Origin of the sequence: Deinococcus koreensis, from assembly GCF_002901445.1 — a bacterium.
Lineage (GTDB): Bacteria > Deinococcota > Deinococci > Deinococcales > Deinococcaceae > Deinococcus > Deinococcus koreensis.
Map to the genome: position 1 here is coordinate 529,664 of NZ_PPPD01000001.1, position 25,220 is coordinate 554,883.

Sequence of the window (25,220 nt, forward strand, 5' to 3'; positions counted from 1 at the left end):
GGTGCTGTCCGGCAGTCCGGGGGTGGGCAAGAGCACACTGGCGCGGGCGCTGCTGAGGCGCTTCGAGCGGGGCCTGCACCTGCCGGTCGATGACCTGCGGGAACTGGTCGTATCGGGCCTCGCGCACCCCAGCCTGGACGAGAACCCGGAGGCGACCCGGCAGTTCCGCCTGGCCCGGCACGCCGCCGCGTTCCACGCCCGCCTGTATGTCGAGGCAGGGTTCACCGTCGTGGTGGACGATGTGCTGTGGCCCGCCGATCTGTCGGTGCTGGCAGGTCAGTGGACAGGTCTGGATGTCCGCCCCGTCCTGCTCGCCCCGACCCTGACCGTCACCCTGACGCGCAACGCTGAGCGCACTGGAAAGGCCTTCGAGACGTCGTTGCTCGTGCCCCTGATCGACGCCCTGCACCCGGCGATGCGCCCTCCCGACTTTCAGGCGGCGGGTTGGGCGGTGCTCGAGACCTCCGGCCTCACGGTCGAGGAGGCGGTGGACGCGCTGCTGGCGATATCCTGGCCGACCCATTGATCGGCGTGCAGAACTGGCTCGACCGGACTCACCCTCCTCCCGGGGCGCGCCGGGCTACAGCAGGGGTCGGCTCCGCCGCCAGCTCAGCAGGGCAATGATCAGGGTGAAGGCGACCATGCTCAAGACCGGAATGGTGACGACCGTGTTCAGTCCGGCCAGTGCGCCGCCGCCCCACAGCGGCCAGGGCACGTTGCAGGCGACCGTGCCGGGATCGGCGGTGCAGGCCCTCAGGGTGGGAATCCAGCCCCAGGTTTCGGCATTCTGCACCAGGGCGACCACCCAGCCGATAGCCGCCAGGGGCAGGGCGTAGACCCGCACCCCCAGGTCGCCGCGCAGGGCCGCGATGCCGAGCCACAGCGCCAGCGGATACATGCAGATGCGCTGGTACCAGCACAGCACGCAGGGCTTGAAACCCAGCACGTTGCTGAAATACAGGCTGCCCAGCGTGGCGACCAGCGCGACCACCCACGCCAGATAGAGCCGGTTGTCGCGGGTGAGCATGGCTTAAGGCTGCGCGGCGTCGATCGCCCGGCTGATGTCGGCCAGGAGGTAGCTGCTCTGGCCGCTGCCATTGAGCACTTCCTTGCCGTTCACGAACACCGTGGGCGTGTGGTTCACGCGGGCGTCCTCGACCTGCTTCTTGTCGGCCTCCACGCGGGCGGCGGTGGCGTCGGAGTCCAGGCAGGTGGCGAACTTCGCTCCGTCCAGGCCCTCGACGTTGCCTGCCAGTTCCTTCAGGCGGGTCTTGGTGGCCCAGACCTTGGTCTCGTCGCCCTGCCCGCGGAAGAGGATGGCCTTGAAGGCGTTGAAGCCGTCGTTGCCCTGCTGGTCGTAGACGCAGCGGGCGGCCTGCGCCGCGAACTTGGAGTCGTCCTGCGCCAGCCCGCGCGAGGGCGAGGCCAGGAAGGGCCAGATCAGCGAGTACAGCTTGACCTTGCCGGTGTCGACATATTTCGTCTTCAGTTCGGGGGCGATGGTGTCTTCGAACTGCTTGCAGACCGGGCACTTGAAGTCCTCGATCACCACCACGTTCACCGGCGCACTCTCCTGACCGGCGTAGGCCACGCCGCTCAGGTTGAAGTTGCCGTTCAGGCCAGCGCCGGGGGCCGGCCGGCCGCGCACGGCGAAGAGGGCCACGGCGATCAGGGCCACGGCGATCAGCGTGCCGATCACGAGCACGCTGCGGTTGGAGTTGTTTCCCTGGAGTCTGGTCATGCTGATCAGGAGTCTACCGCCTCAAGATGAAGGCTGAACCGGCGTTCAGGCCGGCAGATCCACAGCCTGACCGGTCGCTCCGGCCTGCGCTTCCCGGAGCTGCCGGGCCCGCAGGCGCCAGATGATGCCGATCAGTTGCCGCACGAAGCTGAAGGTGAGCCCGGCCAGCATGGCGATCAGGGCGGTGCGCTGGAAGGTCGCGTTGGCCGGCAGGGTCAGCTGCGGATCGATCTTCGGGCCGAAGCGCCCCACCGCCAGCAGGGTGCCGCCGAACAGCAGGGCCGCGAAGGGCAGCACCAGCGGCCCCCCCGAATGCTTGACCAGCAGCAGCGCGAACAGGGCGCCGCCCACCAGCGGCAGGATGACCAGCCACTGGGCGGGCTGGGCCTCCGGACTGAGATAGCCCAGCCCGCCCAGCAGCACGCCCACGTACCCGAACCAGCCACCGAACTCGTCGGCCAGGATGGTCAGCGCCACCCAGGCCAGCAGCCTCGTGGGCCACTCGCCCGGCGTCCACATGAAGTAGGCCAGCACGAGCAGGGTCGCCGCCCCTCCGAACAGCCGCAAGAAGCCCAGGAACTGCGCCCGGTGACGCTCCTCGGCCGGGGTGCGGACGCGGCGCAGGCGCCTGAGTCGGGCGCCCTGTCCTGACTCCGGCGCCACCGGCCGGCCCACGACGGGGGAAGCCGGCGTGAGGTCGGCAGCGGGGTCAGGGGTCGGCTTCGGGTCGGGCGGCTGGGTCATGCTGCCCCTTTCTTAGCACGTCCCTTGCGGGCCGGGGCCGCCCCCACCAGTTCCGGCGCCGCCAGCGCGGTATTCGCCGGGATGATGCCGGGGACTTTACGCAGGTACAAGCCGGTGTGGCTCGTGGAGTGCGCGGCCATCTCCTCGGGTGTACCGGTGGCGACCACGGTGCCGCCGCGCACGCCGCCCTCCGGCCCCAGGTCGATGATGTGGTCGCCGCACTTCATCACGTCCAGGTTGTGCTCGATGATGACCAGCGTGTTGCCGCCCTCGACCAGGCGCTGCAGCACCTCCATCAGCTTGCGGACATCCTCGAAGTGCAGCCCGGTGGTGGGCTCGTCGAGGATGTAGATGGTCTTGCCGGTGGCGCGTTTGCTCAGCTCGGTCGCCAGCTTGATGCGCTGCGCCTCGCCACCCGAGAGCGTGGTGGAGGGCTGCCCGATCCGCATGTAGCCCAGGCCCACGTCGAGCAGCAGCTGCATCTTGCGCTGGATGGGCGGGATGGCCTCGAAGAAGGTGTTGGCGTCCTCCACCGTCATGTCCAGCACGTCGGCAATCGTCTTGTGGTTGTACTTCACTTCCAGCGTCTCGCGGTTGTAGCGCGCTCCCTTGCAGACCTCGCAGGGCACGTAGATGTCGGGCAGGAAGTTCATCTCGATCTTCATGACCCCGTCGCCCTTGCAGTGCTCGCAGCGCCCGCCCTTGACGTTGAACGAAAAGCGGCCCGCCAGGTAGCCCCGGCGCCGCGCCTCGGGCGTGCGCGTGAACAGGTCGCGGATCTCGGTGAAGACGCCCGTGTAGGTGGCGGGGTTGCTTCTGGGCGTGCGCCCGATGGGACTCTGGTCGATCTCGATGACCTTGTCCAGATGCTCCATGCCCTCGATGCGGTCGTAGCGGCCCGGCGTGGTCTTGGCACCGTTCAGCTCGCGCGCCAGCGTGGCGTGCAGGATGTCGTGGATCAGCGTGGACTTGCCCGAGCCGCTGGGGCCGGTCACGACCGTCATGGTGCCCAGCGGGATGTCGATGTCCACGTTCTGCAGGTTGTGCTCGCGGGCGCCGATAACCCGCAGGGTCTTGCCGTTGCCGCGCCGCCGTTCCTGGGGCACCTCAATCTTCAGCTCTCCGCGCAGGTACTTGCCGGTCAGGCTGTGCCGGTCGTGCTTGACCTGCTCCGGCGTGCCGACCGCCACGACCTCGCCGCCGTGGACGCCCGCGCCCGGCCCCATGTCAACCAGGTAGTCGGCCTCCATCATGGTGTCCTCGTCGTGCTCCACCACGATCAAGGTGTTGCCCAGGTCGCGCAGGTGCTTGAGGGTGCCGATCAGGCGGTGGTTGTCCTTGGGATGCAGCCCGATGGAGGGTTCGTCCAGCACGTACAGCACGCCGGTCAGGCCCGAGCCGACCTGGGTCGCCAGCCGGATGCGCTGGGCCTCGCCGCCCGAGAGGGTGTTCGCGGTGCGGTCGAGGCTCAGGTAATCCAGTCCGACATCCACCAGGAACTTCAGGCGGGTGCGGATGGCCTTCAGGATGGGGGCCGCGACCGCCGTGCCGAAGTCGCCCAGCACATACTCGTAGGCGCGCGGGCCGTGGGCCCTGGCCTCGCCGCCCAGGTGGCCCTTCAGGAAAGGCTCGATGGCGGCGTGGTTCAGCTCGGCGTCCTGAAGGCGGCGGAAGTAGGCGTCGGCGTCCAGCACGCTCATGCCGCTAAGCTGCGAGATGTTCAGGCCGCCCACCCGCACGGCCAGGATTTCGGGCTTGTAGCGCGTGCCGCCGCAGGTCGGGCAGGGACGCAGCTCCATCAGTTCCTCGAGCTTCTCGCGCATGAACTCGGACTCGGTGTCGGCGTAGCGGCGCTCCAGGTTGGAGATCACACCCTCGAACTCGGTCATGAAGCGCATGGTTTCCTTGCTGCCGCGCCGGTAGATGACTTCAAAGGGGGCGCCGGGGCCGTGAAGCACCGCCTTATGGGCCGCCGCGCCCAGCGTCCGCCAGGGCGCCTTGAGGTCGAAGTCCAGATGCTCGGAGAGCGCCTTGAGCTTGTCCCAGTAGTACACGCCGCCGCCCGTGCCCTTCTTGCTCCAGGGCAGGATGGCGCCCTCGGCGATGGACAGCTTCTCGTCGATGACCAGATCGGGTGAAAATTCCTGCTTGCTGCCCAGGCCCGCGCAGTCGCCACAGGCGCCGTAGGGCGAGTTGAACGAGAACGAGCGGGGTTCCAGCTCCTCCAGCACGGAGCCGTGCTCGGGGCAGGCGAACTTCTCGGAGTACAGCTCCTCGTGGGCGCTGCCGTCCTCGGCCCCGTCGGGCATCAGCACCCGCAGCAGGCCCTCGCCCCGGCGCAGGCCCAGCTCCACGCTCTCGGCGATGCGGCTACGATCCGCGCCGCGCAGGGTCACGCGGTCGATCACCACGTCCACGTCGTGCTTCTCGAACTTCTCCAGCTTCAGCTTCTCGGCCTCGTCCAGCTCGTACAGCGTGCCGTCCACCCGCACGCGGGCGAAGCCCTCACGCCGCAGGTCGCCGAACAGCTTGCGGTACTCGCCCTTGCGCCCGCGCACGACCGGCGCGAGCAGGATGGCGCGCTTGTCCTCGAAGCCGCTCAGCAGGCGATCCGTGATCTCGCTGGGGCTCTGCTTCTCGATCTTGCGCCCGCAGACCGGGCAGTACGGCGTGCCCACCCGGGCGTACAGCAACCGCAGGTAGTCGTGGATCTCGGTGACCGTGCCCACCGTGCTTCTGGGGTTGTGGCTGGTCGTCTTCTGGTCGATGGAGATGGCCGGCGAGAGGCCGGTGATGCTCTCCACGTCGGGCTTTTCCATCAGGCCTAGGAACTGCCGGGCGTAGGCACTGAGGCTCTCCACGTAGCGGCGCTGCCCCTCGGCATAGATGGTGTCGAAGGCCAGCGTGCTCTTGCCGCTGCCCGACACGCCCGTAATGACCACGAACTGGTCGCGGGGCAGCTCCACGGTGATGTCCTTGAGGTTGTGCTCTTTCGCGCCACGGACGATCAGGTTGCTCTGCAAGGTCGACTCTCCTTATTTCCTTGGCCTTTTCCTGTCCTGCACAGCACGCAGCCTCACAGGCGGGTTATGACTGGGGCGTAAGACACAATGCATCCTACGTTCTGAAACGGGCCATTGTAGCAAGTCGGGAGGGGATCGGGCTAGCCGTCAGAACGTGACGGGAATGGCGACCGCGAAGTCGGCGAAGTGGCACATTCGATAACGCTGGGGACGACGCCTCTGCTCCGCAGCTCTGCGAGTCCGGCGCTCCGCGCGTGGCTCCCCTTAGAAGGGAGGCAAGGAAAAGACCGAGTGGTACGCCTTTCTTGGCTCCCTTTTAAGGGGAGCTGGCCGCCTAGCGGACTGAGGGGTCGTCGGCCGCGCAAGCGGACACACCATTGAGAACTGTTGAGACTGCGTGCTTCCCGCATCGCCTCTCCCATCCCCCCTTGCACTCCACCGCGCACTCGTGTATGGTTCTTCCTTGTGCGCCGACCGGGAATCACCCGGCGGCCGGAGAGTGCCCCACACTCAGGACGAGCTTTCGCGATAAGGCGTTTGTAGTTCACGAGGGGACTTTCCCAAAAGGACTACAAATGAATTTTGACCAACTGATCGCGCCCGAACTGGCGGCGCGCCTCGCCGAACGCGGTATCACCGAAGCGACCTCCATTCAGGTGGAGAGCCTGCCCCAGACCCTGGCCGGGAAAGACCTGATCGGCCGCGCCCGCACCGGGACGGGCAAGACCCTGGCCTTCGCCCTGCCGATCATCCAGGCGCTGGCCCCCAGCCGTGAACGCGGCCGTCTGCCCCGCGCCATCATCGTGGCCCCCACCCGCGAACTGGCCAAGCAGGTCGCAGATGAGTTCAGCAAGAGCGGCGGCGACCTCGTCACCGTCACCGTGTATGGCGGCGCCGCCTACAGCCCGCAGGAGAGCGCGCTGCGCCGTGGCGTGGACATCGTGGTGGGCACCCCCGGCCGCCTGATCGACCACCTGGAGCGCGGCAACCTGGATCTGGGCGACGTGAAGTTCGCCGTGCTGGACGAAGCCGACGAGATGCTGTCGGTGGGTTTTGCGGACGCCATCGAGACCATCCTGCAGAAGACGCCGGAAGGCCACCAGACGATGCTGTTCAGCGCCACCCTGAGCGCCGACGTCCGCCGCCTGAGCAAGAAGTACATGCATGACCCCGTGCTGGTGGACGTGGTGGGCGAAGACCGCAACCAGACCGCCCAGACCGTGGAGCACCTGAAGATCAAGGTGGGCCGCAGCCGCACCCGCGTGCTGGCCGACCTGCTCACCGTCTACAACCCTGAGAAGGCCATCGTGTTCACGCGCACCAAGCGCGAGGCCGACGAGCTGGCGAACGAACTGATCCACCGTGGCCTGGAAGCCGAGGCGCTGCACGGCGACCTGGCGCAGACTCAGCGTGAGCGGGCCCTGGGCGCCTTCCGCAGCGGCCGCGTGGGCGTGCTCGTCGCCACCGACGTGGCGGCGCGCGGCCTGGACATCCCCGAAGTCGATCTGGTGGTGCAGTACCACCTGCCCCAGGATCCGGACTCCTACGTGCACCGTTCGGGCCGCACCGGCCGCGCGGGCCGCACCGGCACCGCCGTGATCATGTACTCCGACCGCGAGCAGCGTGACGTGGCGGGCCTGGAGCGGATCACCGGCGTACGCTTCACCGAGCGCCAGCTGCCTACGCCCAAGGAAGTCGCGGCGGCCAGCGCCAAGGCCAGCGCCGACATGGTGCGCAAGGTCGACGCCGACGCCGCCAGCGGCTTCCAGGCCGAGGCCGAGCGGCTGTTCAGCGAACTGGGCCTGGAGGCCCTGGCCCGCGCCCTGGCCAAGATCAGCGGCGTGACCGAGCCCATGAAGGCCGCCAGCCTGCTGTCCGGCGAGGAAGGGCTGACCACCATCATCCTGAACGGCGAGCGCCTGGGCGTGGCCCGCACCGTGGCCCTGCTGGCCCGCGTCGGCGACGTCGATACCCGCCGTCTGGGCAAGGTGCGCCAGTGGCGCGGCGGCACGGTCGCCGACGTCCCCAGCGAGTTCATCGCCAAGCTGATGGCCGCCAACCCGCTGGAAGGCGAGATCCAGATCGAGATCGCCCAGGAACTGCCCGAACTGTTCGAGGCCCCGACCCGCGAGCGTCAGGGCGGCTACCAGGGCGGCGGCCGCAGCGGCCGTGACGAGGGTGGCTACCGCGGCAAGGGCGGCGGCCAGGGTGGATACCAGGGTGGCGGCAGCCGGGGCGGAGGTCAGGGCGGCCAGGGTCGCTGGAGCCGTGACGGTGGCGGCAACTCCGGCGGCGGCAGCCGGGGCGGCCAGTCCAGCCAGGGCACGGCCCGCCCCCGCGAAGACTTCGCCGACCGCGAATTCCGCGGCTGAGGAAATGTGAACGCAAGACCCCCGTCCGAGTGGCGGGGGTTTTTCCGTTCAGGTCGGTTCGATCAGGGTCACGCCCGTGAACATGCTGTCGTACACGGTGCGGTCGAAGCTCATCACGTCCAGGCCGTGATGCTCGGCATGGGCAGCGATCAGGAAGTCGGCGGCGATGCGGCGGGGGACGGTGCCACCCCGGCGCAGGGCGATGTATTCACTCTGCCGCCTGCCAGCGAGTTCCCAGACCGCCTGCGGCATCTCCCAGATGACAAACACTCTGGTGAGGAACAGCCAGCTCTGAACCACTGGCCAATCCAGCCCGGCGCGCAGTTCGCTATACACGGGTGGAGACAGCACCAGCCCCCGCGACCGTTCCCGGAAGAGGGCGGCCAGGGCCTGGACGTGATTGGTGTCTGCCGGTCTCAACGCAGAGATTACCGTGTTGGTATCCAGGGAGATCATTGAGGAGTTCTTTCGTCCTGCTCGTCATCCAGCCAGCCGCGTGCCTCTCTGATTTCCAGGTAGGCATTGCTGGGTTTGCCATCGTCGATGAAGTGCTGCCGGGTGATCGCCTCGAAGTCGCTGGGTGCGGGCGTCAGGTGAAGTTGTCCGCCACTCACCTCAATGGTCACCCGGTCACCCGGTTCCAGCCGCAGCGCCCTGAACGCCTCAGCCGGAATGGTGATCTGCCGCTTGCTGCTCACCGTCCCTGTGTAGATTTTGCTTGGCTCTTTCTGCTTGGTAGTCATAACCAAGCATATCACGTGTCTGACCGGCCTGTCCCCCTGCCTGTACCCCTTCCCCGTCTAGACCCGCCTTGCCAAGTTCACGCCGCGCGCCGTAAGCTGACGCCCATGAGCGCGAGCATTGTGGTGGTACTTCTTGGCGTCGGGGATCTTCGAGGCTGAGTACCACCGTCTGCCGCATCCCCCGCCCGAACACGAGGCGGGGGTTTTTCATAGGAGGCCGGAGATGGGCAACGACACAGGACTGCAGCGGGGAGACATGACGGGCGCCAAGGCGCTGTGGGCCACGCTGGCCAACCACGGCATCACGACCGTCTTCGGGTATCCGGGCGGGGCGATCATGCCGGTGTACGACGCGCTCACCTTCTACCCGGAGGTGCGGCACGTGCTCACGCGGCACGAGCAGGGCGCGGCCCACGCGGCTGAGGGCTGGGCCAAGGCCACCGGCGAGATCGGCGTGTGCATGGCGACGTCCGGCCCCGGCGCGACCAATCTGGTGACCGGCCTGGCCGACGCCATGCTGGACTCGGTGCCGCTGCTGGCGATCACCGGCAACGTGGCCCGGCACCTGATGGGCACCGACGCCTTCCAGGAGGCCGACATCACCGGAATCACGCTGCCCATCACCAAGCACAACTACGTGGTGCGCGAAGTCGAAGACCTGCCGCGCATCATCGCCGAGGCGATCCGCATCGCGCGCAGCGGGCGGCCGGGGCCGGTGCTGGTGGACATTCCCAAGGACATCCAGCTCGCGGCGTTCCACGGCGAGATCCCCGCGCCGCACGCCCGGCCGGAGATTCCCGCACCCGCCCCGGAGGCCATCGAGCGGGCCCGCGACATGCTGAGCGGCGCCAAGAAGCCCGTGATGATGGTCGGCGGAGGCGCGCTGGACGCCGCGCCCGAGATCACCGCGCTGGCCCGCGCCTGGGACATTCCCGTAATCACCACGCTGATGGGCCTGGGGGCGTTCCCCTCCAGTGACCCGCTGTGGCTGGGGATGCCGGGGATGCACGGCTCGGTGGCCGCCAACCGAGCGATCTCGGAGGCCGACGTGCTGCTGGGCATCGGCCTGCGCTTCGACGACCGCGTGACCGGCCGCGTGAACGGCTTCGCGCCGGGCGCCGCGATCATCCACATCGAGCTGGACGCCGCCGAGATCGGCAAGATCATCCGCACGCACGTCCCGGTGCGCGGCGACGCCAAGGTGGCCGCGCGGCTGCTCACCGAGGGGGCGCGGCCCATCCAGACCGCCGAGTGGAGGGCCACGCTGGCCGAGTGGACATCGCGCACCGAGACGCCGGGGAAGTGGGGGGCCGGCTACGCGGTGAAGGCGGTCGTGGATCGCCTGAGCGAAAACGACATCCTGAGCAGCGACGTGGGGCAGCACCAGATGCTGGCCGCGCAGCTCGCCCGTTTCGAGAAGCCGCGCCGCTGGATCAACTCCGGCGGCCTGGGCACCATGGGCTTCGGCTTCCCGGCCGCCATCGGCGCGGGCATGGCCGAGCCCGGCGTGAGAAGCGTGGTCATCGCTGGCGACGGCGGCTTCCAGATGACCGCCCAGGAACTTGCCACGCTGAAGATGTACGACATCCGCAACGTCAAGATCTGCGTCGTGAACAACTCGTTCCTGGGCATGGTGCGCCAGTGGCAGGAGATGTTCCACGAGAAGCGCTACTCCGAGGTCTGGCTGGGCGACTCCAACCCCGATTTCCTGAAGCTGGCCGACGCCTACGACGTGCCCGGCTACCGCGCCACGAACGCCGAGGAGCTGCCCGCCGCCATCGACGCCTGGCTGGCCGATCCGAAATCCGCCCTGCTGGAAGTGGTCGTGCCGCACGAACACGGCGTCTTCCCGATGGTGCCGGCCGGCGCCGCCCTGTACGAGATGATCGAGACCGAGCCGGGGCGCACGCCCGACCTGCACGACGCCATGGACAAGGCCGCCGAGGAGGCGAAGAACGCATGAGCCACACGCCTCCGATTGATCAGCTGCTGTCCATCCTGGTGCGCGACGAGCCGCGCGTCCTGACCCGCATCACGGCCCTGTTCGGCCGGCGCGGCTACAACATCCGCAGCCTGAGCGTGGGCAACACCGAGCATCCGGGCATCTCGCGCATGACGATCGTCGTCAGCGGCGACCGGGGCGTGGTCGAGCAGGCGATCAAGCAGCTGGAGAAGCTGCACGACGTCATCAAGATCATCGACCACAGCCTGGAGAAGTTCGTCGACCGCGAACTCGTGCTGGTCAAGGTGGCCATCACACCCGAGAGCCGCGTGGAGGTGCGCCAGATCGCCGAGGACTTCCGCAGTCGCATCGTGGACGTGGGCCGCCACGCCCTGACCTTCGAGGTCACGGGCGACGAGGGCAAGCTGACCGCGTTCATCGAGCAGATGCGCCCCTTCGGCATCCTGGAGACCATGCGAACCGGCCGAATCGCCCTGACGCGCGGCTCCAACGCCGACATCCCGGCGCACGTGTATCACGAGGGCGAGACCGAGACGCTGCGGCCTGTGGTGGAGGGCATCGAGGCGAGAGAGGAGCGGGCGCGGGGCGTGCCGAATCTGTTCTGAGTCGAGGGCGACCCCTCAGTCAGCTTCGCTGACAGCTCCCCTCAAGGGGAGCCGAGTTAAACCCTTGGCTCCCCTTGAGGGGAGCTGGCGCCGAAGGCGACTGAGGGGTTCGCCCGCGACTCCCCCTCCCCTAGCCCACATTCCCCCCGAACTCACCAACCTGTAGGAGAATCCCCCAATGGCAGCAAAAATGTATTACGACCGCGACGTCAGCACCGCCCCCATCGAAGAGAAGCTGATCGCCATCATCGGCTACGGCTCGCAGGCGCACGCGCACGCGCAGAACCTGCGCGACAGCGGCTTCAACGTGGTCGTGGGCCTGCGTGAGGGCAGCTCCAGCCGGGCCAAGGCCGAGCAGGCGGGCCTGCGCGTGGCGAGCATCGAGGACGCGACGAAGGAAGCGGACGTGGTCATGCTCCTCATTCCGGACGAGCAGCAGCCCGGAACCTACGAGCAGAGCATCGCCCCCAACCTGACGGACGGCAAGGCGCTGGCCTTCGGACACGGCTTCAACGTGCACTTCGGGCGCATCAAGCCCCCGGCGGGCGTGGACGTGTTCCTGGTGGCGCCCAAAGGCCCCGGCCACATGCTGCGCCGCGTCTATGCCGACGGCGCGGGGATGCCCGGCATCTTCGCCGTGCAGCAGGACGCCAGCGGGAAGGCGCGCGAGATCGCCCTGGCCTACGCGCGGGGCATCGGCTGCGCGCGGGCGGGCGTGCTGGAGACGACCTTCAAGGAAGAGACCGAGACCGACCTCTTCGGCGAGCAGTCCGTGCTCTGCGGCGGCGTGACCCACCTGATCCAGGCGGGCTTCGAGACGCTGGTGGAGGCCGGCTACCAGCCCGAGATCGCCTACTTCGAGACGCTGCACGAGGTCAAGCTGATCGTCGACCTGATCTACGAGAAGGGCTTCGAGGGCATGCGCCACAGCATTTCCAACACCGCCGAGTTCGGCGACTACGTGACCGGGCCGCGCATCATCACGCCAGAGACGAAGGCGGAGATGGGCCGCGTGCTGGGCGACATCCAGAGCGGCGCCTTCGCCAAACGCTTCATCGACGACGCCGAGGCCGGCTTCCCGTACATGAACGAGCAGCGCGGCAAGATGCGGACTCACACGCTGGAAGTGGTGGGCAAGGAACTGCGCGACCAGATGCCCTTCATCACCAAGAAGGCGCTGGAAGTCTGAGCCCTGCCTGAGCGGCGTCCACGAGCGGCCCCTGGTGACCGGGCGGGCCGCTTCCGCTCCTCCCGTGTAGACGACCCTTGCATTCGGCCCCGCCCCGCGCTTAGGCTGGAGCCATGTCCAAGTTCGGCCTTCTTCTTAGCGTTCCTCCGGTGGAGTGAGCGGCTGAGCAGTGTGGCCCGACCCCCCGGAGGAACGCCCTCCGGGGTTTTTCATTGCCGTCTCTCATCCCCGTTCAGGAGCCCCCTATGACCCAGCAACAGCCTGCAGAACGCATCCGCATCTTCGACACGACCCTGCGAGACGGCGAGCAGTCGCCGGGCGTGGCGCTGAACTTCGCGCAGAAGCTGGAGATCGCGCACCAGCTGGCGCGGCTGGGCGTGGACGTGATCGAGGCCGGCTTCCCCATCGCCAGCCCCGGCGACCTGGAGGGCGTGAGCCGCATCGCGCGGGAGGTGCGGGGGCCGATCATCGCCGGGCTGGCCCGCGCAGGGCGCCCCGACATTGAGGCCGCCGCCAAGGCCGTGGAGGCCGCCGAGAAGCCGCGCATCCACACCTTCATCGCCACCAGCCCGATCCACATGCAGAAGAAGCTGAACCTGGAGCCCGACGCGGTGGTCGAGCGCGCGGTGCAGGCCGTGCAGTACGCCCGGACGTTCGTAGACGACGTGGAGTTCAGCGCCGAGGACGCCACCCGCTCCGAATGGGCGTTCCTGGTACGCATCTTCAAGGCGGCCGTGGAGGCCGGCGCGACCACCATCAACGTGCCAGACACGGTGGGCTACACCACCCCGAAAGAGATGCGCGAGCTGTTCGCCTTCCTGAAGGGGGAGCTGCCCGCCCACATCATCCTGAGCAGCCACTGCCACGACGACCTGGGCATGGCGGTCGCCAACTCGATCGCCGCCGCCGAGGGCGGGGCGCGGCAGATCGAGTGCACGGTGAACGGCATCGGCGAGCGCGCCGGGAACGCCTCGCTGGAAGAGATCGTGATGGCCTTTCATACCCGGCGCGACGTATATGGCTTCGAGACCGGCATCCGCACCCGCGAGATCTACCGCGCCAGCCGCCTGATCAGCCGCCTGAGCGGGATGCCCGTGCAGCCCAACAAGGCCATCGTGGGCGACAACGCCTTCGCCCACGAATCGGGCATCCATCAGGACGGGGTGATCAAGGCCCGCGAGACCTACGAGATCATGAACGCCGAACTGGTCGGCCGCGAGGCCGCCGTGCTGGTGATGGGCAAGCACTCGGGCCGCGCCGCCTTCCGCAAGGCCCTGACCGACCTGGGCTTCGTGGACATGCCCGACGACAAGGTGCAGTCGCTGTTCGGCCGTTTCAAGGACATGGCCGACCGCAAGGGCCAGATCTTCGCCGACGACCTGCGCGCCCTGGTCGAGGCCCGCACGGACGTGCCGCAGACCTTCACGCTGGAGGGCTTCCAGATCACCTCCGGCATGAACATGACCCCGGTGGCCTTCGTGCGCCTGGCAACCCCGGACGGCCCCGTGGACGCCACCGCGCACGGCGACGGCCCGGTCGAGGCGGCCTTCCAGGCCATCAACAAGATCACCGGCCTGTCCCCCACCCTGGAGACCTACCGCATCCAGGCCGTGACCGGCGGCGGCGACGCGCTCGGCGAGGTCAGTGTGACGGCCCGGCACGGCGAGACCCTCCTGCACGGCCTGGGCGTGGCGACCGACGTCGTGGAGGCCAGCGCCCGCGCCTGGGTGCGGATTCAGAACATGCTCGTGGCGGGCCTGGGGGCCGAGAGAAGACAGGGAGAGTTCGCACCGGGACGGATCTGATGGTGCTGGAGGATGGGTCGCCGCTGCGCGGCTGATGGGTGATGGGGCGGGGCGCCATGTTCCGCCCACATTCGTTGAGGGAGACATGCAGCGACCATGATCGATCCGGCACCCTTTCAGAGAACCGCCGTCCAGCTCGGTTTCGACGCGAGTTGCGACGCGGCCACCGCCTCCCTGCTCGGCACCCTGGCGGCCAGCAAACCGGGCGGACGCCTGCTGGAACTGGGCACCGGCATCGGCTTCGGCACCGCGCATCTGCTCGGCGGAATAGATGCGCGGGCCAGGTTAGACACGGTGGAACTCGATGGAAGGCTCAGCGCCGCCGCTCAAGACTTGCTGGGTCTCGATCCTCGCGTGACGTTCACCGTGCAGGACGGCACAGCCTGGATTCAGGCGCATCAGGGGCAGATCTTCGACCTCATTTTTGCCGACACCTGGCCCGGCAAGTTCTCGGCGCTGGATGAAACGCTCACGCTGCTGGCACCGGGCGGCATCTACTTCATCGACGATCTGCTCCCCCAGCCCAACTGGCCCGACGGGCATCAGGCGAAGGTAGATGGGCTGCAGCAGTCGCTTCTGGCCCGTACTGATCTTCAGTGCGTCGAATTGAACTGGGCGACAGGATTGATGGTGTGCGTGAAACTGGGAGCAATGACATGATCCTCGAACTCGCCCTTCTTCAGATCCGCCCCGGCCTCACGGCCGACTTCGAAGCGGCCTTCGCCCAGGCCCAGGCGATCATTGCCCGCATGACGGGGTACGAGCGGCACGAGCTTCAGCGCTGCGTCGAGGACGACCACCGGTACGCCCTGCTGGTGTGGTGGGACACGCTGGAAGACCACACGGTCGGCTTCCGGGGCAGCGCGGAATATCAGCAGTGGCGCTCACTGCTGCACCACTTCTACGATCCGTTCCCGACGGTCGAGCACTTCACGCGGGTGCCGGGCCTGACTGGAGAGCAGTGAACGCCGTGACAGACTGAGACCATGAATGATCCTGTCCTTCGGGCGGCGGTGCTGGCGGGCGCCGCTATCGGCGTGGTGAACATCCTGTTCGCCGGATTCCGGCACGGCTTCGGCACGCTGCCCGTGTGGTTCTACCTGGCGCAGCTCCTCCTGATCCCGTCGATGTTCTTCACCCTGCCGATGTTCCGCCGGGCGATGGTCACGCCAGAGTTCCTGACCCGTGCGGGGCGATACGCGCTGGGGTGGGCGCCGCCCTATCTGGTGTACAGCCTGTCCGGTGAGCTGCTGGTGCCGGGGGTCAATCCCGTGGCGGCCCTGGTGAACGCCCTGCTGCTGCTGGCGGTGTTCGCGGTCGTCTTCGCGGCCATCCGCAGGCCGCCCCGGTGAGGATCGCTGTCCTCGGGGATGTCCACGGCAACGCCTTCGCGCTGCGGGCCGTGCTGGACGAGATCCGGGACGAGGCCCCCGACCTGACGCTCAACCTGGGCGACAGCGTGTGGGGCGCGGCCGACCCGGCGCAGGCGTGGGCCCTGCAGGCGGAACACGTGCCGCCCACCGTGCGCGGTAACACCGATGAGCGGGTGGCAGGAATGCGTTCAGGCAAGGAGCACATGCGCGCCTGGGTGCTCTCGCAGCTTCCGGACGACGTGCCTCGGAAACTGGCCGACCTACCTATCCACGTGGACGTGGCCGATGGCGAGGTGCGGCTCGCCCACGGCAGCCCGCGCGACCCCTGGGAAGACCTGATGTTGACCGAGACTGAAGATGAACACACCCGGCCCGCGCACTTCTCCGAGATGCGTGACCGCCTGGACGGATTCTCCTTCGCTACGGGCGGCCGGGTCTGCGTGGTCGGCCACACGCACCGCGAGATGCTGAGCGTGGTGGACGGCCTGACCGTGGTCAACGCGGGGCCGGTCTCGCGCCAGAAAGACGGCCTGCCCGTGAGTCGCTGGGTACTGCTCACGCGGCACGGTGGGCACTGGAGCGTGGAGTTCCGCCGCACGGCGTACGACGTGGCGGGGGCAACGGTCTGGGCACGGGCCCACGCTCCGGCGCGTATAGCGGAGGACGAGGCGCAGTGGCTGACGCTGGGGCGCGAACCGTGACCCGGCCGCTCCGGGTCGTGTTCGTCTGCGCTCAGAACAGACTGAGGAGTCCGACCGCCGAAGCTGTCTTCCGGGACATGGAGGACTGGGAGGTCACCTCAGCCGGCACCAACCGGGACGCCATCACGCCGCTCAGCCGCGACCTGCTGGAATGGGCGGACGTGGCGGTGTGCATGGAAAAACGGCACCGGGACATCATCCGTCAGCGCTTCAAGGGCACTCTTCCTGACGACCGCATCCTGATCCTGGGCATTCCTGACGACTTCGAATTCATGGACGAGACGCTGACCGGGATGCTCCATCGGATCGTGCCGACGCGCCTGGAGTCGGTGCGCCCGCGGGAAACGACATGAAGCTCCTCGGCCTGCTGGGCGGCATGAGCTGGACGAGCACGGCGGAGTATTACCGGCTGCTCAACGAGGACGTGACGCGCGAGTTGGGCGGGCTGCATTCCGCGCGTCTGCTGCTGCATTCGGTCGATTTCGCGGAGGTCGCCGCGCTGCAGAAATCAGGCGACTGGGACGCCGCCGCAGCCCTGCTGGCCGACGCCGCGCGGGGGCTGGAACGTGCCGGGGCCCAGGGCCTGCTGCTGGCGACGAACACCATGCACAAGGTCGCGGATAGGGTTCAGGACGCCGTGGACATTCCCCTGCTGCACATCGCGGACGCGACGGGCGAGGCTGTGCGCTTGGCGGGCGTGACGCGGGTCGGTCTTCTGGCCACCGCCTTCACGATGGAACAGGCGTTCTATAGGGGGCGACTGGCGGAACAATACGGGCTGGACGTGATCGTGCCCGAAGCTGCCCAGCGGGCGGACGTCCACCGGATCATCTACGACGAACTGTGCCGGGGCGAGATCCGGGAAGACTCGCGCCAGACCTACCGGCGGATCATGACCGGGCTGGTCGATCAGGGCGCCCAGGGGATCATCCTGGGCTGCACCGAGATCACGCTGCTGGTGGGCGCCGGGGACGTCTCCGTGCCGGTGTTCGACACCACCCGGATTCATGTGCAGGCGGCCGTGCGCTGGATGCTGGACTGACCCTCAGCCCTCTGCCGTCCAGCGCGCGTCCGTCCATTTGCGCTCGCTCTGGCTGCTTTCGACGGTCTTCTCGATGAAATGCACGCCCCGCGCCCCGTCGGCCAGGGTAGGGTAGATGGCGATCAGGGGGTCGGGCTCGCGGCGCTCCTGCCGGGCGCGGATCGCCTCGGCGGCGCCGCTGTAGACGTTGGCAAAGGCCTCGATGAAGGCCTCGGGGTGCCCGCCCGGCAACCTCGTGGCGGCCTGCGCGGCGGGGCTCAGGTACCCCTGACCGCGCGTGAGCACCTGGCGGGGGCCGTCCAGCGGCAGATAGTCGAGCTGGTTGGGGTGTTCCTGACACCAGCTCAGGCTGCCCTGTGTGCCGGCCACGCGCAGCCTCAGGTCGTTCTCATGGCCGACCTCGATCTGCGAGCACAGCAGCACGCCGCGCGCCCCGCTGGTAAAGCGCAGGAGCAGGCTGGCGTCGTCGTCCAGGCGGCGGCCGGGGACGAAGGTGCTCAGGTCGGCGCAGATGGACTCCAGCTCCAGGCCGGTCACGGTGGCGGCCAGGTTCTCGGCGTGAGAGCCGATATCGCCCACCGCGCCCGCCAGCCCGGAACGGGCCGGATCCGTGCGCCAGCCGGCCTGCTTGGAATCGGTGTCCTCCAGCCTGGTGGCGAGCCAGCCCTGGTGGTACTCCACGACGACCTTGCGGAGGTCGCCCAGGGTGCCGGCGCGGATCATGTCGCGGGCGTGGCGGATCAGCGGGTAGCCGGTGTAGTTGTAGGTCACCGCGAACACGACCCCGGACTGTTTCACGACCGCCAGCAGGTCGTTCGCCTGATCGCTGCTGTGCACCAGCGGCTTGTCGCAGATGACGTGGATGCCGGCCTGCGCGAAGGCGCGGGCCACCGGGTAGTGCAGGTGGTTGGGCGTGACGATGCTCACCGCGTCGATGCGCTCCCCTTCCGGCCGGGCGAGTTCGCCGTCCAGCATGGCCTCCCAGGTCGGGTAGCTGCGGGATGCATCCAGTCCCAGGTCTCGCCCAGATGCAAGGGCCTTTTCCGGCGTACTGGACAGCGCCCCGGCCACCATCTCGTAGTGCCCATCCAGGCGGGCAGCCATGCGGTGAACTGCACCGATGAAGGCGCCCTGCCCGCCGCCGACCATGCCCAGCCTGAGCGGGCGGCTCACTGACGGTCTCCCGCGAACGCGGCGTCGAACGCGACATTCGAGCCGGGGAAGTCCAGCCTCCGCACGTAGGCGGCGCTCTCGGTCGCGCCATGGACGCGATCCATGCGGGAGTCCTCCCACTCCACGCTCAGCGGGCCCCCGTAGCCGACGTCGTTCAGGGCCACGATGACGTCCTCGAAGCGGATGTCGCCGCGCCCCACCGAGCGGAAGTCCCAGTAGCGCCGGGCGTCGCCGAAATCGGTGTGGCCGCCGAATACGCCGACCTCGCCCGAGCCGTGGCCCCACCAGACGTCCTTCATGTGGGCGTGGAAGATCCGCTCGCCGAAGGTGCGGATGAAGCGCACGTAATCGACATGCTGGTAGCCGAGGTGGCTGGGATCGTAGTTGAAGCCGAAGCGCCGGTGCCCGTTCACCGCGTCGATGGCGCGCCGGGCGGTGGCGAGGTCGAAGGCGATCTCGGTGGGGTGGACTTCCAGGGCGAAGTTCACGCCCACCTCGTCGAAGGCGTCCAGGATCGGCGTCCAGCGGCGCGCGAAGTCCTCGAAACCGGCGTTCCAGTAGGCCTGATCGGTGGGCGGGAAGGCGTAGAGGCTGTGCCAGATCGAGGAGCCGGTGAAGCCGTTCACCACGCCCACCCCGAACCGCGCGGCGGCGCGGGCGGTGTCGATCATTTCCTGCGCGGCCCGCCCGCGCACACCCTCGGGGTCGCCGTCGCCCCAGACGTGGGCGGGCACGATCGCCCTGTGGCGCCCGTCGATGGGGTCGCACACCGCCTGCCCGACGAGGTGGTTGGAGATGGCATGGCACTCCAGACCGTGCCTGTCGAGCAGTTCACGTTTCTGCTGAACATAGCGGTCGTCCTGCAGGGCGGCCTGCACGTCGAAATGGTCGCCCCAGCAGGCGAGTTCCAGGCCGTCGTAGCCCATCGTCCTGGCCAGCGGCGCGAGGTCGGCGAGGGGCAGATCGGCCCACTGGCCGGTGAACAGGGTGACGGGACGGGGCATGAGACCTCCTGGCGGGGAGCGGGACGGGGCGAGAGGAGCAGGCGCGAGGGCCGTGCGGCAGAGGGAGAGTCTACCCGGCCGGCCGCTTCGGCCGTCCAGGGCGGCGCCCAGCCCAAGCCCCCGGTGCCCTACTCGCCCGCGATGGGGGGGCGCCCGGCGGCCGGCAGCCACGCGGGCTGCGCGTCCAGGGGGGCAGGGCGCTCGACCGCCGTGCGGGGCCTGAGCGTGCGTTCCGCCCCGGCCGACTCCAGAATAGTGTGCATGACGTCCAGCACATGAAAAGCCAGGTCGCCGCTGGCGCGGTGGGCACCGCCGGTCTGCTGGGCGTGCAGCATGTCAGCCAGCCCGATCCCGCGCGAGTTCCCGGCGAAGGGCCGGGTCAGGGGCACGTCTTCCCAGTCGGCCTGAGCGTTCAGGCGGAGCTTCAGCGGCCCGCCGAAGGTGTTCGGATCGGGCACGCTCAGGCTGCCCCCGGTGCCGTGGATCTCGATGCGGGGCGCGTCGGACGCGGGCACGTCGAAGGAGGTGATCAGGGTCGCCAGGGCGCCGCCCTCCAGCAGGAGGTTGGCCGCCACGTGGGTCGGCGTATTCACAGTAATGAACTCGCCGGCCCGGGGCTGGGAGGTAATCGGGCGCTGCACGAAGGCCCTGGTGGCGGTGGCGCTGACCGTCTGCACGCCGCCCAGCAGGGTGACCAGTGCGCTCAGGTAGTAGGGGCCCATGTCGAACAGCGGGCCGGCGCCGGGCTGGTAGAAGAAGTCGGGATCCGGGTGCCAGGACTCCGGGCCGCTGCCCATGAAGAACGCGGTGGCCGACACGGGCCGCCCGATCCGCCCGGCGTCGATCAGCTCGCGGGCCGTCTGGATGCCCGCGCCCAGCACGGTGTCCGGCGCGCAGCCCACGCGCAGGCCCCTGGATGTCGCCCGATCCATGATCGTCTGTCCGTCCTCGCGTGCCACGGCCAGAGGCTTTTCGGAATAGACGTGCTTGCCGGCGTCCAGCGCGGCCAGCGTCACGGCGGCGTGGGCGCCGGGCGGCGTCAGGTTCACGACCGCCACGATCTCCGGGTCGGTCAGCAGCCCTGCCAGCGTCAGGGCCTGGATGCCGTGTTCGGCGGCGACCGTGGCGGCGCGGGCGGTATCCAGATCCGCCACCGCTTTCACCCGGAAGAGCTTCAGGTCGCGGGCGATCTTCAGGTACGCCGCGCTGATGTTGCCGGTGCCGACGATGCCGATGGTCTGCGGACTCAGTCCCATGTGGAGAGCCCCTCCTGGATCAGCCGCCGGGCGCTCTGGCCCACCTCGGCGAAGACGTCGCCGGCCGTGCGATCCATCTCCAGCACGTGCCAGCGGGCAGACGGCGCGGCGGCGATGGCGGCGGCGTAGTCGACTCTCCCAGTACCCAGCGGCGTCTGGTCGGCCTCGGGGGTGGCGGGGCCGTCTTTCAGGTGCAGGGCCTTCACGCGGCCTCCCAGGCGGCGCAGCAGCGCGGCCACGTCCTGCCCGCCGGTCTGCGCCCAGTAGGTGTCGACTTCCAGAAACACCGCGGGATCGAGCTGGGAGAGCAGCTGGTCATAGGCGTGCTGGCCGCCCACGTCCGACCACTCCCACCAGTGGTTGTGGTAGCCCAGCTCCATGCCGCGTGAGGCGGCGTTCAGGGACGCCTCGTTCAGCGCGTCGGCGAAGCGCTCGGTGCCTTCACGGGTGTCCATCACGTCCCGCTCGAAGCCGGGCACCTCACCGGGCCAGGAGATCACCGGCAGGCGGCAGCCCAGCGCCTCCAGGCTGTCCAGCACGGCGGCCGAGACCGGCCCCAGGGGCGCGGCGGCGTGCGCGGTCGGCGCGCTCAGGCCGTGGCTGTCCAGCAGCCGGCGAAGGGCCTGCGCCTGCCGCACCTTGTCGCTGTCGGTCAGGCCCTGGGAGGCGATGCCGAAGGGTTCCAGGTACCGGAAGCCCAGCCCGGCGATGCGGGCGATGGTGCCCCCCGGTTCGGCCGCGTAGGCGTCACGGAAGGTGTACAGCTGGACGGAGAGGGTACCGGGCTGAGGGGTCATGGGAGGCTCCTTCCGGGGTCGAACTCAGGGGTGAGGTCGGGTGCCGAGGTCAGACAGAGGGTCGGGGGCCCCCCAGGCCATGCCGGCCAGACGCGCCCCCTGCCGCCTGATCACCATACGCCCGAGACCACACGGAGGGCCGCACACCTGAGCCGCGATTCCTGACGCCAGCCCACCAGTTCGTCGGGCACGGTTCAGGGGGCACAGTTCCGGGGGTACTGTGCGGCAGGCACGGTGTCAGGGGACAGGCACAGGGTCAGTGATCAAGACAGCCCCCGGAGTTCAGCGTGCCGGTCTGGAGGGGGTGCCGGGGGGCCTCAGTTGCGCGGCCCCATCTCGTACACGGCGCGCCAGGGCTTGTAGACGGTCTTGGTCACGTCAGAGCGCACGCCCGAAGCGTCCTTGATGGTGCGGGTGATGTAGAGGTTGTAGCCGTCCTGGGCCCAGTCGACCTGGTTCATGGCGCCGGGGCGCAGGGCTGGGTTGACCACGTACTGCGCGGGTGGGTGCGGCGTGCGCGACAGGATGGTCGCCGGGCTGATCGCCACCGTGCGCCTGGGCTTGATGCCCCAGACCTCCACCTGCAGTGTGCTGCGGGCATTGTTGTTGATGGTCTTGATCAGCAGCGGGGCGCCCGTGTCGTTCATGAACTTCAGGTCGACCCCGGGATCGTACACGGCGGCCTCGTAGCCCACCTGGGGTTCGTAGTAGCCGACCCGGTAGGAATGCTGGTTGCGCTCTACGACCGGCAGGCCCGCCTGATACAGCGCGCGGAAGGTGGTGGTGCTGACCTGACAGACCCCGCCCCCCAGGCCATCGACCGTACGACCGCCGCTGATGATCAGGCCGCTGACGAAGCCGTTGCCGGCGCTGATGCCGCCCAGCGTGTTCAGGAAGCTGAAGACCTCGCCCGCCGGCACGACTGCGCCGCTGATCTTGGCCGCCGCGTTGGCCACGTTGGTGCGCCGGGCCGGGCTGGAGTGGTAGTAGGTGCTCTGCCCCACGGTGATCAGCTCCAGCTTGCCGGGATCCGGCAGCTGGGCCAGGGTCAGGGTCGGGGCGCTGACCTTGCTGGGAAACAGCACCGCACTTTTCTCCGCGTCCATGACCGCCGACTTGAAGGCCGCGTAGGCGGCGGCGCGGTCGGTCACGCGGCCTGCCTTCTCGGCCACCTTGACCAGCGCCTCGCCGTTCAGAGCGTAGCGGGCGTTGCGGGCCGGCTGATCCACGTAGGCGGTCAGGCGGCCGAAAGCGGCCTTCATGGCCTGCTCGTCGGGCTCCACGCCGGCGGCGCGAACCCAGTACAGGTTGGCCACCTGCAGGGCGTTCAGGATGCCCGTGCGGGGAGTGCCCTGGAGCTGGATGGTCAGCGGCCGCATCAGGGCGTTGCCCTGGGTGACCAGCGGCTGCAGGGCCTGCGCGGTGACCTGCGCCTTCCACTCCTTCACCGGAATCTGCAGGCTGGTCAGGGCGGGGGCCGCCACATAGGTCGTCACGGCCGTCTCCACGTCGACCTGGCGGCCGGGCGCGTCCGGCTTCACGGCGTAGCGGCGGGCGGTCTGGTCGAAATAGACGGCGGCGCTCCGGGGCTGGGTCTCCAGGCCGGCGGTCAGGGTGCCCAGCGTGGCGCGGGCGGCGGCGGCGTCGACGCGCGTGACCAGCGGGAACTCGCGCACCCTGACCTGTCCCAGCATGGCCTGCAGGCGCTCCAGCAGCCCGCGCCCGGCCGCGACCTTCTCGGCGGCGGCCAGGCTGGCCCCGGCGTCGGCCCGCCAGCCCAGCTGGTCGGCGCTCAGCGTCCAGGCATTCGTGCCCGCGCTGACCCTGACCTGGGGCGCCGCCACGGCCTGGGCTTCCAGGGCGCCCAGCGCCTGGGCCCGGGTCATGCCGCCGACCTCGACTCCGGCGACCCGCAGGCCGGGCGCCAGCGTCCCGTCCGCCTGAGACGCCACGCCCATCGCCAGGGCCCCGCCCAGGAGCACCACCGCCGCCACACCACCCATCCACAGCTTCATCGTTCCTTAGTGTAAAGAATTTCACTCACAGATGTATGACGGAATTTCACAGTGCTGGACACATTCAGCATTCATGAAGCGTGTCCGTGGGGCTCGTTGAGACGGCCAGAGGGCTAGGCAACAGGTACGATCGCCTACAGATCAGCTCGCCTGAGGCCAGATCCGGTGCTCAGGCCGACAGCGGAGTGCCGCCCACCGCGTCCTGGCGCCGGGATTCCCCGACAGCGGGGAGCAGGGGCACACCCTCTCCCCTGCTCCAGCTCTTGCCCGGCCCGCTACTCCGTCTGTTTGTCCTCTTTGCCCTGGGCCAGCTCGGCGCGGCGTTCGGCGCGTGGGTCGACCCGCTCCAGCACGCGGGCGAAGGCCGCCACCACCGTGTCGATCTGCTCACGGGAGATGGTCACGGGCGGCAGGAAGCGCACCACCAGCGGCGTGGCCTGCAGGCTCAGCACGCCCTCGTCGTGTTCCAGCGCGTGGATGTAGGGCGCACTCTTCTCCTTGAGTTCCACGCCGATCATCAGGCCCAGGCCGCGCACCTCGCGGATCTTGGGCGAGCCGATGGCGCGCAGCTTCTCCATGAAGTAGTCGCCCTTCTCGCGCGCCTGCTCGGCCATGCCCTCGCGCTTCATGGCGCGGATCGCGGCCACGCCGGCCGCCATGCTCAGGGGATTGCCGCCGAAGGTCGTGCCGTGCCCGCCCGCCGGCATCCGGTCGGCGACCTCGGCGGTCATGGCGAAGGCGCCCACCGGCATCCCGCCCGCCATCGCCTTGGCGAGCGTCATGCCGTCGGGGATCACGCCGGAGTGCTCGCAGGCGAACATCTTGCCGGTGCGGCAAAACCCCGTCTGGATCTCGTCGAGGATCAGCAGCGCGCCCTTCTCCTGCGTGATGCGGCGGGCCTCCTGCATGAACTCCACCGTCGCGGGGCGCACGCCGCCCTCGCCCTGCACGGGTTCCATGATCACAGCGGCGGTCTGGTCGGTCACGGCCGCGCGCAGTTCCTCGAGACTGCCGTAGGTCACGAAGTCCACGTTTTTGTTGTCCACGGCGTCGCCGAAGGGCTCGCGGTACTTGGGTTCCCAGGTAAACGCCAGCGCGCCCAGCGAGCGGCCCGAGAAGCCCCGCCGCATCGACACGAAGCGCTTACGGCCGGTGCCGGTAATGGCGAACTTCTTGGCCGCCTCCATCGCCTCGGTGCCGGAGTTGCACAGGAACACGCGGGAGAGGCCCTGGGGCAGCACGCCGACCAGCTCCTGCAGGAACTCGGCGCGCTTGTCGTTGGGCAGGGTCTGGGGCATCACGATCAGCCGGTCGACCTGATCCTTGATGGCGCGCACCACGTCCGGGTGGCTGTGGCCGATGTTCGCCACGCCGTAGCCGGCCACGCAGTCGATGTACGAGCGGCCGGTCTCGTCCCAGACGGTGGCCCCCAGGCCACGGGTCATGACGACGTGGTGCTTGTTGTACACACCGGAGTCGTACTTCAGTTCGGCATCGAGCCATTTGCTCTGGGTGGTGGTCATGGTTCCTCCTGAATCGGGGTGCTGATGGATGTGGTGCTCTGGGGGCCAAGCTCCGAGCTAAGAGCCCTACGCTCTGGGCTGACAGCCCTCTGGTTCCAGTGTAGGGCGTGGCGGCGCTTCTCACAGGGCCAGTGTCCAACATGCGGGACAG

Annotated in this window: 24 protein-coding genes; 12 read left to right on the forward strand and 12 right to left on the reverse strand. The window is 68.8% G+C overall.

From position 1 onward, the window contains the following. Position 1 precedes the first annotated feature (1 nt). Positions 2 to 526 carry an AAA family ATPase gene (locus CVO96_RS02455; protein ID WP_165795178.1) on the forward strand — a complete coding sequence of 175 codons (525 nt, stop codon included), beginning with the start codon at positions 2 to 4 and terminating at the stop codon, positions 524 to 526. Positions 527 to 580: 54 nt separating this feature from the next. Here the strand turns inward: CVO96_RS02455 and CVO96_RS02460 are convergent, their stop codons facing one another. From CVO96_RS02460 to uvrA, 4 genes are read right to left on the reverse strand one after another with little or no spacing between them, the layout of a single operon-like run. Beyond that, entirely contained in the window at positions 581 to 1,027 is a 447-nt protein-coding gene (locus CVO96_RS02460) for a disulfide bond formation protein B (RefSeq protein ID WP_103309941.1), read from the reverse strand. Between the two features lie 3 nt (positions 1,028 to 1,030). Further along, a complete protein-coding gene (locus CVO96_RS02465; protein ID WP_103309944.1) occupies positions 1,031 to 1,741 on the reverse strand; it encodes a DsbA family protein in 711 nt (236 codons plus the stop codon). 45 nt (positions 1,742 to 1,786) lie between these two features. Beyond that, positions 1,787 to 2,485: a hypothetical protein gene (locus CVO96_RS02470; protein WP_103309947.1), complete on the reverse strand. Its 699-nt coding sequence runs from the start codon at positions 2,483 to 2,485 to the stop codon at positions 1,787 to 1,789. Continuing rightward, positions 2,482 to 5,508 carry an excinuclease ABC subunit UvrA gene (gene uvrA / locus CVO96_RS02475; protein ID WP_103309950.1) on the reverse strand — a complete coding sequence of 1,009 codons (3,027 nt, stop codon included), beginning with the start codon at positions 5,506 to 5,508 and terminating at the stop codon, positions 2,482 to 2,484. The genes CVO96_RS02470 and uvrA overlap by 4 nt, the downstream gene beginning before the upstream one ends. A gap of 575 nt (positions 5,509 to 6,083) precedes the next feature. Between uvrA and CVO96_RS02480 the strand changes: the two genes are divergently transcribed. Next, positions 6,084 to 7,880, forward strand: coding sequence for a DEAD/DEAH box helicase (locus tag CVO96_RS02480; RefSeq protein ID WP_103309953.1), 1,797 nt, complete (start codon positions 6,084 to 6,086; stop codon positions 7,878 to 7,880). Between the two features lie 48 nt (positions 7,881 to 7,928). Here CVO96_RS02480 and CVO96_RS02485 read toward each other — a convergent pair whose 3' ends face one another. Together CVO96_RS02485 and CVO96_RS02490 are read right to left on the reverse strand one after the other, a co-directional pair. Further along, positions 7,929 to 8,336 carry a type II toxin-antitoxin system VapC family toxin gene (locus CVO96_RS02485; RefSeq protein WP_103309955.1) on the reverse strand — a complete coding sequence of 136 codons (408 nt, stop codon included), beginning with the start codon at positions 8,334 to 8,336 and terminating at the stop codon, positions 7,929 to 7,931. Continuing rightward, positions 8,333 to 8,623, reverse strand: a complete 291-nt coding sequence (locus CVO96_RS02490; RefSeq protein ID WP_103309957.1) for an AbrB/MazE/SpoVT family DNA-binding domain-containing protein — start codon at positions 8,621 to 8,623, stop codon at positions 8,333 to 8,335. The genes CVO96_RS02485 and CVO96_RS02490 overlap by 4 nt, the downstream gene beginning before the upstream one ends. Positions 8,624 to 8,846: 223 nt before the next feature. Between CVO96_RS02490 and ilvB the strand changes: the two genes are divergently transcribed. The 10 genes from ilvB (at position 8,847) to CVO96_RS02540 (ending at position 17,301) form a co-directional block, all read left to right on the forward strand. Then, positions 8,847 to 10,586: a biosynthetic-type acetolactate synthase large subunit gene (gene ilvB / locus CVO96_RS02495; protein WP_103309959.1), complete on the forward strand. Its 1,740-nt coding sequence runs from the start codon at positions 8,847 to 8,849 to the stop codon at positions 10,584 to 10,586. Further along, complete coding sequence (ilvN, locus tag CVO96_RS02500) at positions 10,583 to 11,191, forward strand: acetolactate synthase small subunit (RefSeq protein ID WP_165795179.1); 609 nt, start codon at positions 10,583 to 10,585, stop codon at positions 11,189 to 11,191. The genes ilvB and ilvN overlap by 4 nt, the downstream gene beginning before the upstream one ends. Before the next feature lie 178 nt (positions 11,192 to 11,369). Then, positions 11,370 to 12,380 (forward strand): ketol-acid reductoisomerase, encoded by a 1,011-nt coding sequence (ilvC, locus tag CVO96_RS02505; RefSeq protein WP_103309961.1) that lies wholly within the window; start codon positions 11,370 to 11,372, stop codon positions 12,378 to 12,380. A 245-nt stretch (positions 12,381 to 12,625) separates the two neighbouring features. After that, positions 12,626 to 14,185 carry a 2-isopropylmalate synthase gene (locus CVO96_RS02510; protein ID WP_103309964.1) on the forward strand — a complete coding sequence of 520 codons (1,560 nt, stop codon included), beginning with the start codon at positions 12,626 to 12,628 and terminating at the stop codon, positions 14,183 to 14,185. Between the two features lie 96 nt (positions 14,186 to 14,281). Further along, entirely contained in the window at positions 14,282 to 14,845 is a 564-nt protein-coding gene (locus tag CVO96_RS02515) for an O-methyltransferase (RefSeq protein ID WP_103309967.1), read from the forward strand. Continuing rightward, entirely contained in the window at positions 14,842 to 15,150 is a 309-nt protein-coding gene (locus tag CVO96_RS02520) for an antibiotic biosynthesis monooxygenase family protein (protein ID WP_103309969.1), read from the forward strand. Before CVO96_RS02515 ends, CVO96_RS02520 begins: the two co-directional genes overlap by 4 nt. A 21-nt stretch (positions 15,151 to 15,171) precedes the next feature. Further along, complete coding sequence (locus tag CVO96_RS02525) at positions 15,172 to 15,537, forward strand: hypothetical protein (RefSeq protein WP_103309971.1); 366 nt, start codon at positions 15,172 to 15,174, stop codon at positions 15,535 to 15,537. Next, positions 15,534 to 16,259, forward strand: coding sequence for a metallophosphoesterase family protein (locus CVO96_RS02530; RefSeq protein ID WP_103309973.1), 726 nt, complete (start codon positions 15,534 to 15,536; stop codon positions 16,257 to 16,259). Before CVO96_RS02525 ends, CVO96_RS02530 begins: the two co-directional genes overlap by 4 nt. Before the next feature lie 17 nt (positions 16,260 to 16,276). After that, positions 16,277 to 16,612, forward strand: coding sequence for an arsenate reductase/protein-tyrosine-phosphatase family protein (locus tag CVO96_RS02535; protein WP_279327013.1), 336 nt, complete (start codon positions 16,277 to 16,279; stop codon positions 16,610 to 16,612). Further along, entirely contained in the window at positions 16,609 to 17,301 is a 693-nt protein-coding gene (locus CVO96_RS02540; protein WP_103309980.1) for an aspartate/glutamate racemase family protein, read from the forward strand. The genes CVO96_RS02535 and CVO96_RS02540 overlap by 4 nt, the downstream gene beginning before the upstream one ends. 3 nt (positions 17,302 to 17,304) lie before the next feature. On the opposite strand, the gene CVO96_RS02545 is transcribed toward CVO96_RS02540, so the two are convergent. The 6 genes from CVO96_RS02545 to CVO96_RS02570 all read right to left on the reverse strand — a co-directional run bounded on the left by CVO96_RS02545 (position 17,305) and on the right by CVO96_RS02570 (position 25,069). Beyond that, positions 17,305 to 18,474, reverse strand: coding sequence for a Gfo/Idh/MocA family protein (locus CVO96_RS02545; protein ID WP_243398133.1), 1,170 nt, complete (start codon positions 18,472 to 18,474; stop codon positions 17,305 to 17,307). Continuing rightward, a complete protein-coding gene (locus CVO96_RS02550; protein ID WP_103309983.1) occupies positions 18,471 to 19,478 on the reverse strand; it encodes a sugar phosphate isomerase/epimerase family protein in 1,008 nt (335 codons plus the stop codon). The genes CVO96_RS02545 and CVO96_RS02550 overlap by 4 nt, the downstream gene beginning before the upstream one ends. A 128-nt stretch (positions 19,479 to 19,606) precedes the next feature. Next, the gene (locus CVO96_RS02555; protein ID WP_103309986.1) at positions 19,607 to 20,734 is read right to left on the reverse strand and encodes a Gfo/Idh/MocA family protein; all 1,128 of its coding nucleotides are present in this window, start codon (positions 20,732 to 20,734) and stop codon (positions 19,607 to 19,609) included. Then, positions 20,725 to 21,531, reverse strand: a complete 807-nt coding sequence (locus CVO96_RS02560) for a sugar phosphate isomerase/epimerase family protein (protein ID WP_103309987.1) — start codon at positions 21,529 to 21,531, stop codon at positions 20,725 to 20,727. Before CVO96_RS02560 ends, CVO96_RS02555 begins: the two co-directional genes overlap by 10 nt. A gap of 317 nt (positions 21,532 to 21,848) precedes the next feature. Continuing rightward, positions 21,849 to 23,546 carry a VanW family protein gene (locus CVO96_RS02565; RefSeq protein WP_103309990.1) on the reverse strand — a complete coding sequence of 566 codons (1,698 nt, stop codon included), beginning with the start codon at positions 23,544 to 23,546 and terminating at the stop codon, positions 21,849 to 21,851. A gap of 275 nt (positions 23,547 to 23,821) precedes the next feature. Continuing rightward, positions 23,822 to 25,069 (reverse strand): aspartate aminotransferase family protein, encoded by a 1,248-nt coding sequence (locus CVO96_RS02570; RefSeq protein WP_103309993.1) that lies wholly within the window; start codon positions 25,067 to 25,069, stop codon positions 23,822 to 23,824. Positions 25,070 to 25,220: the final 151 nt, after the last annotated feature.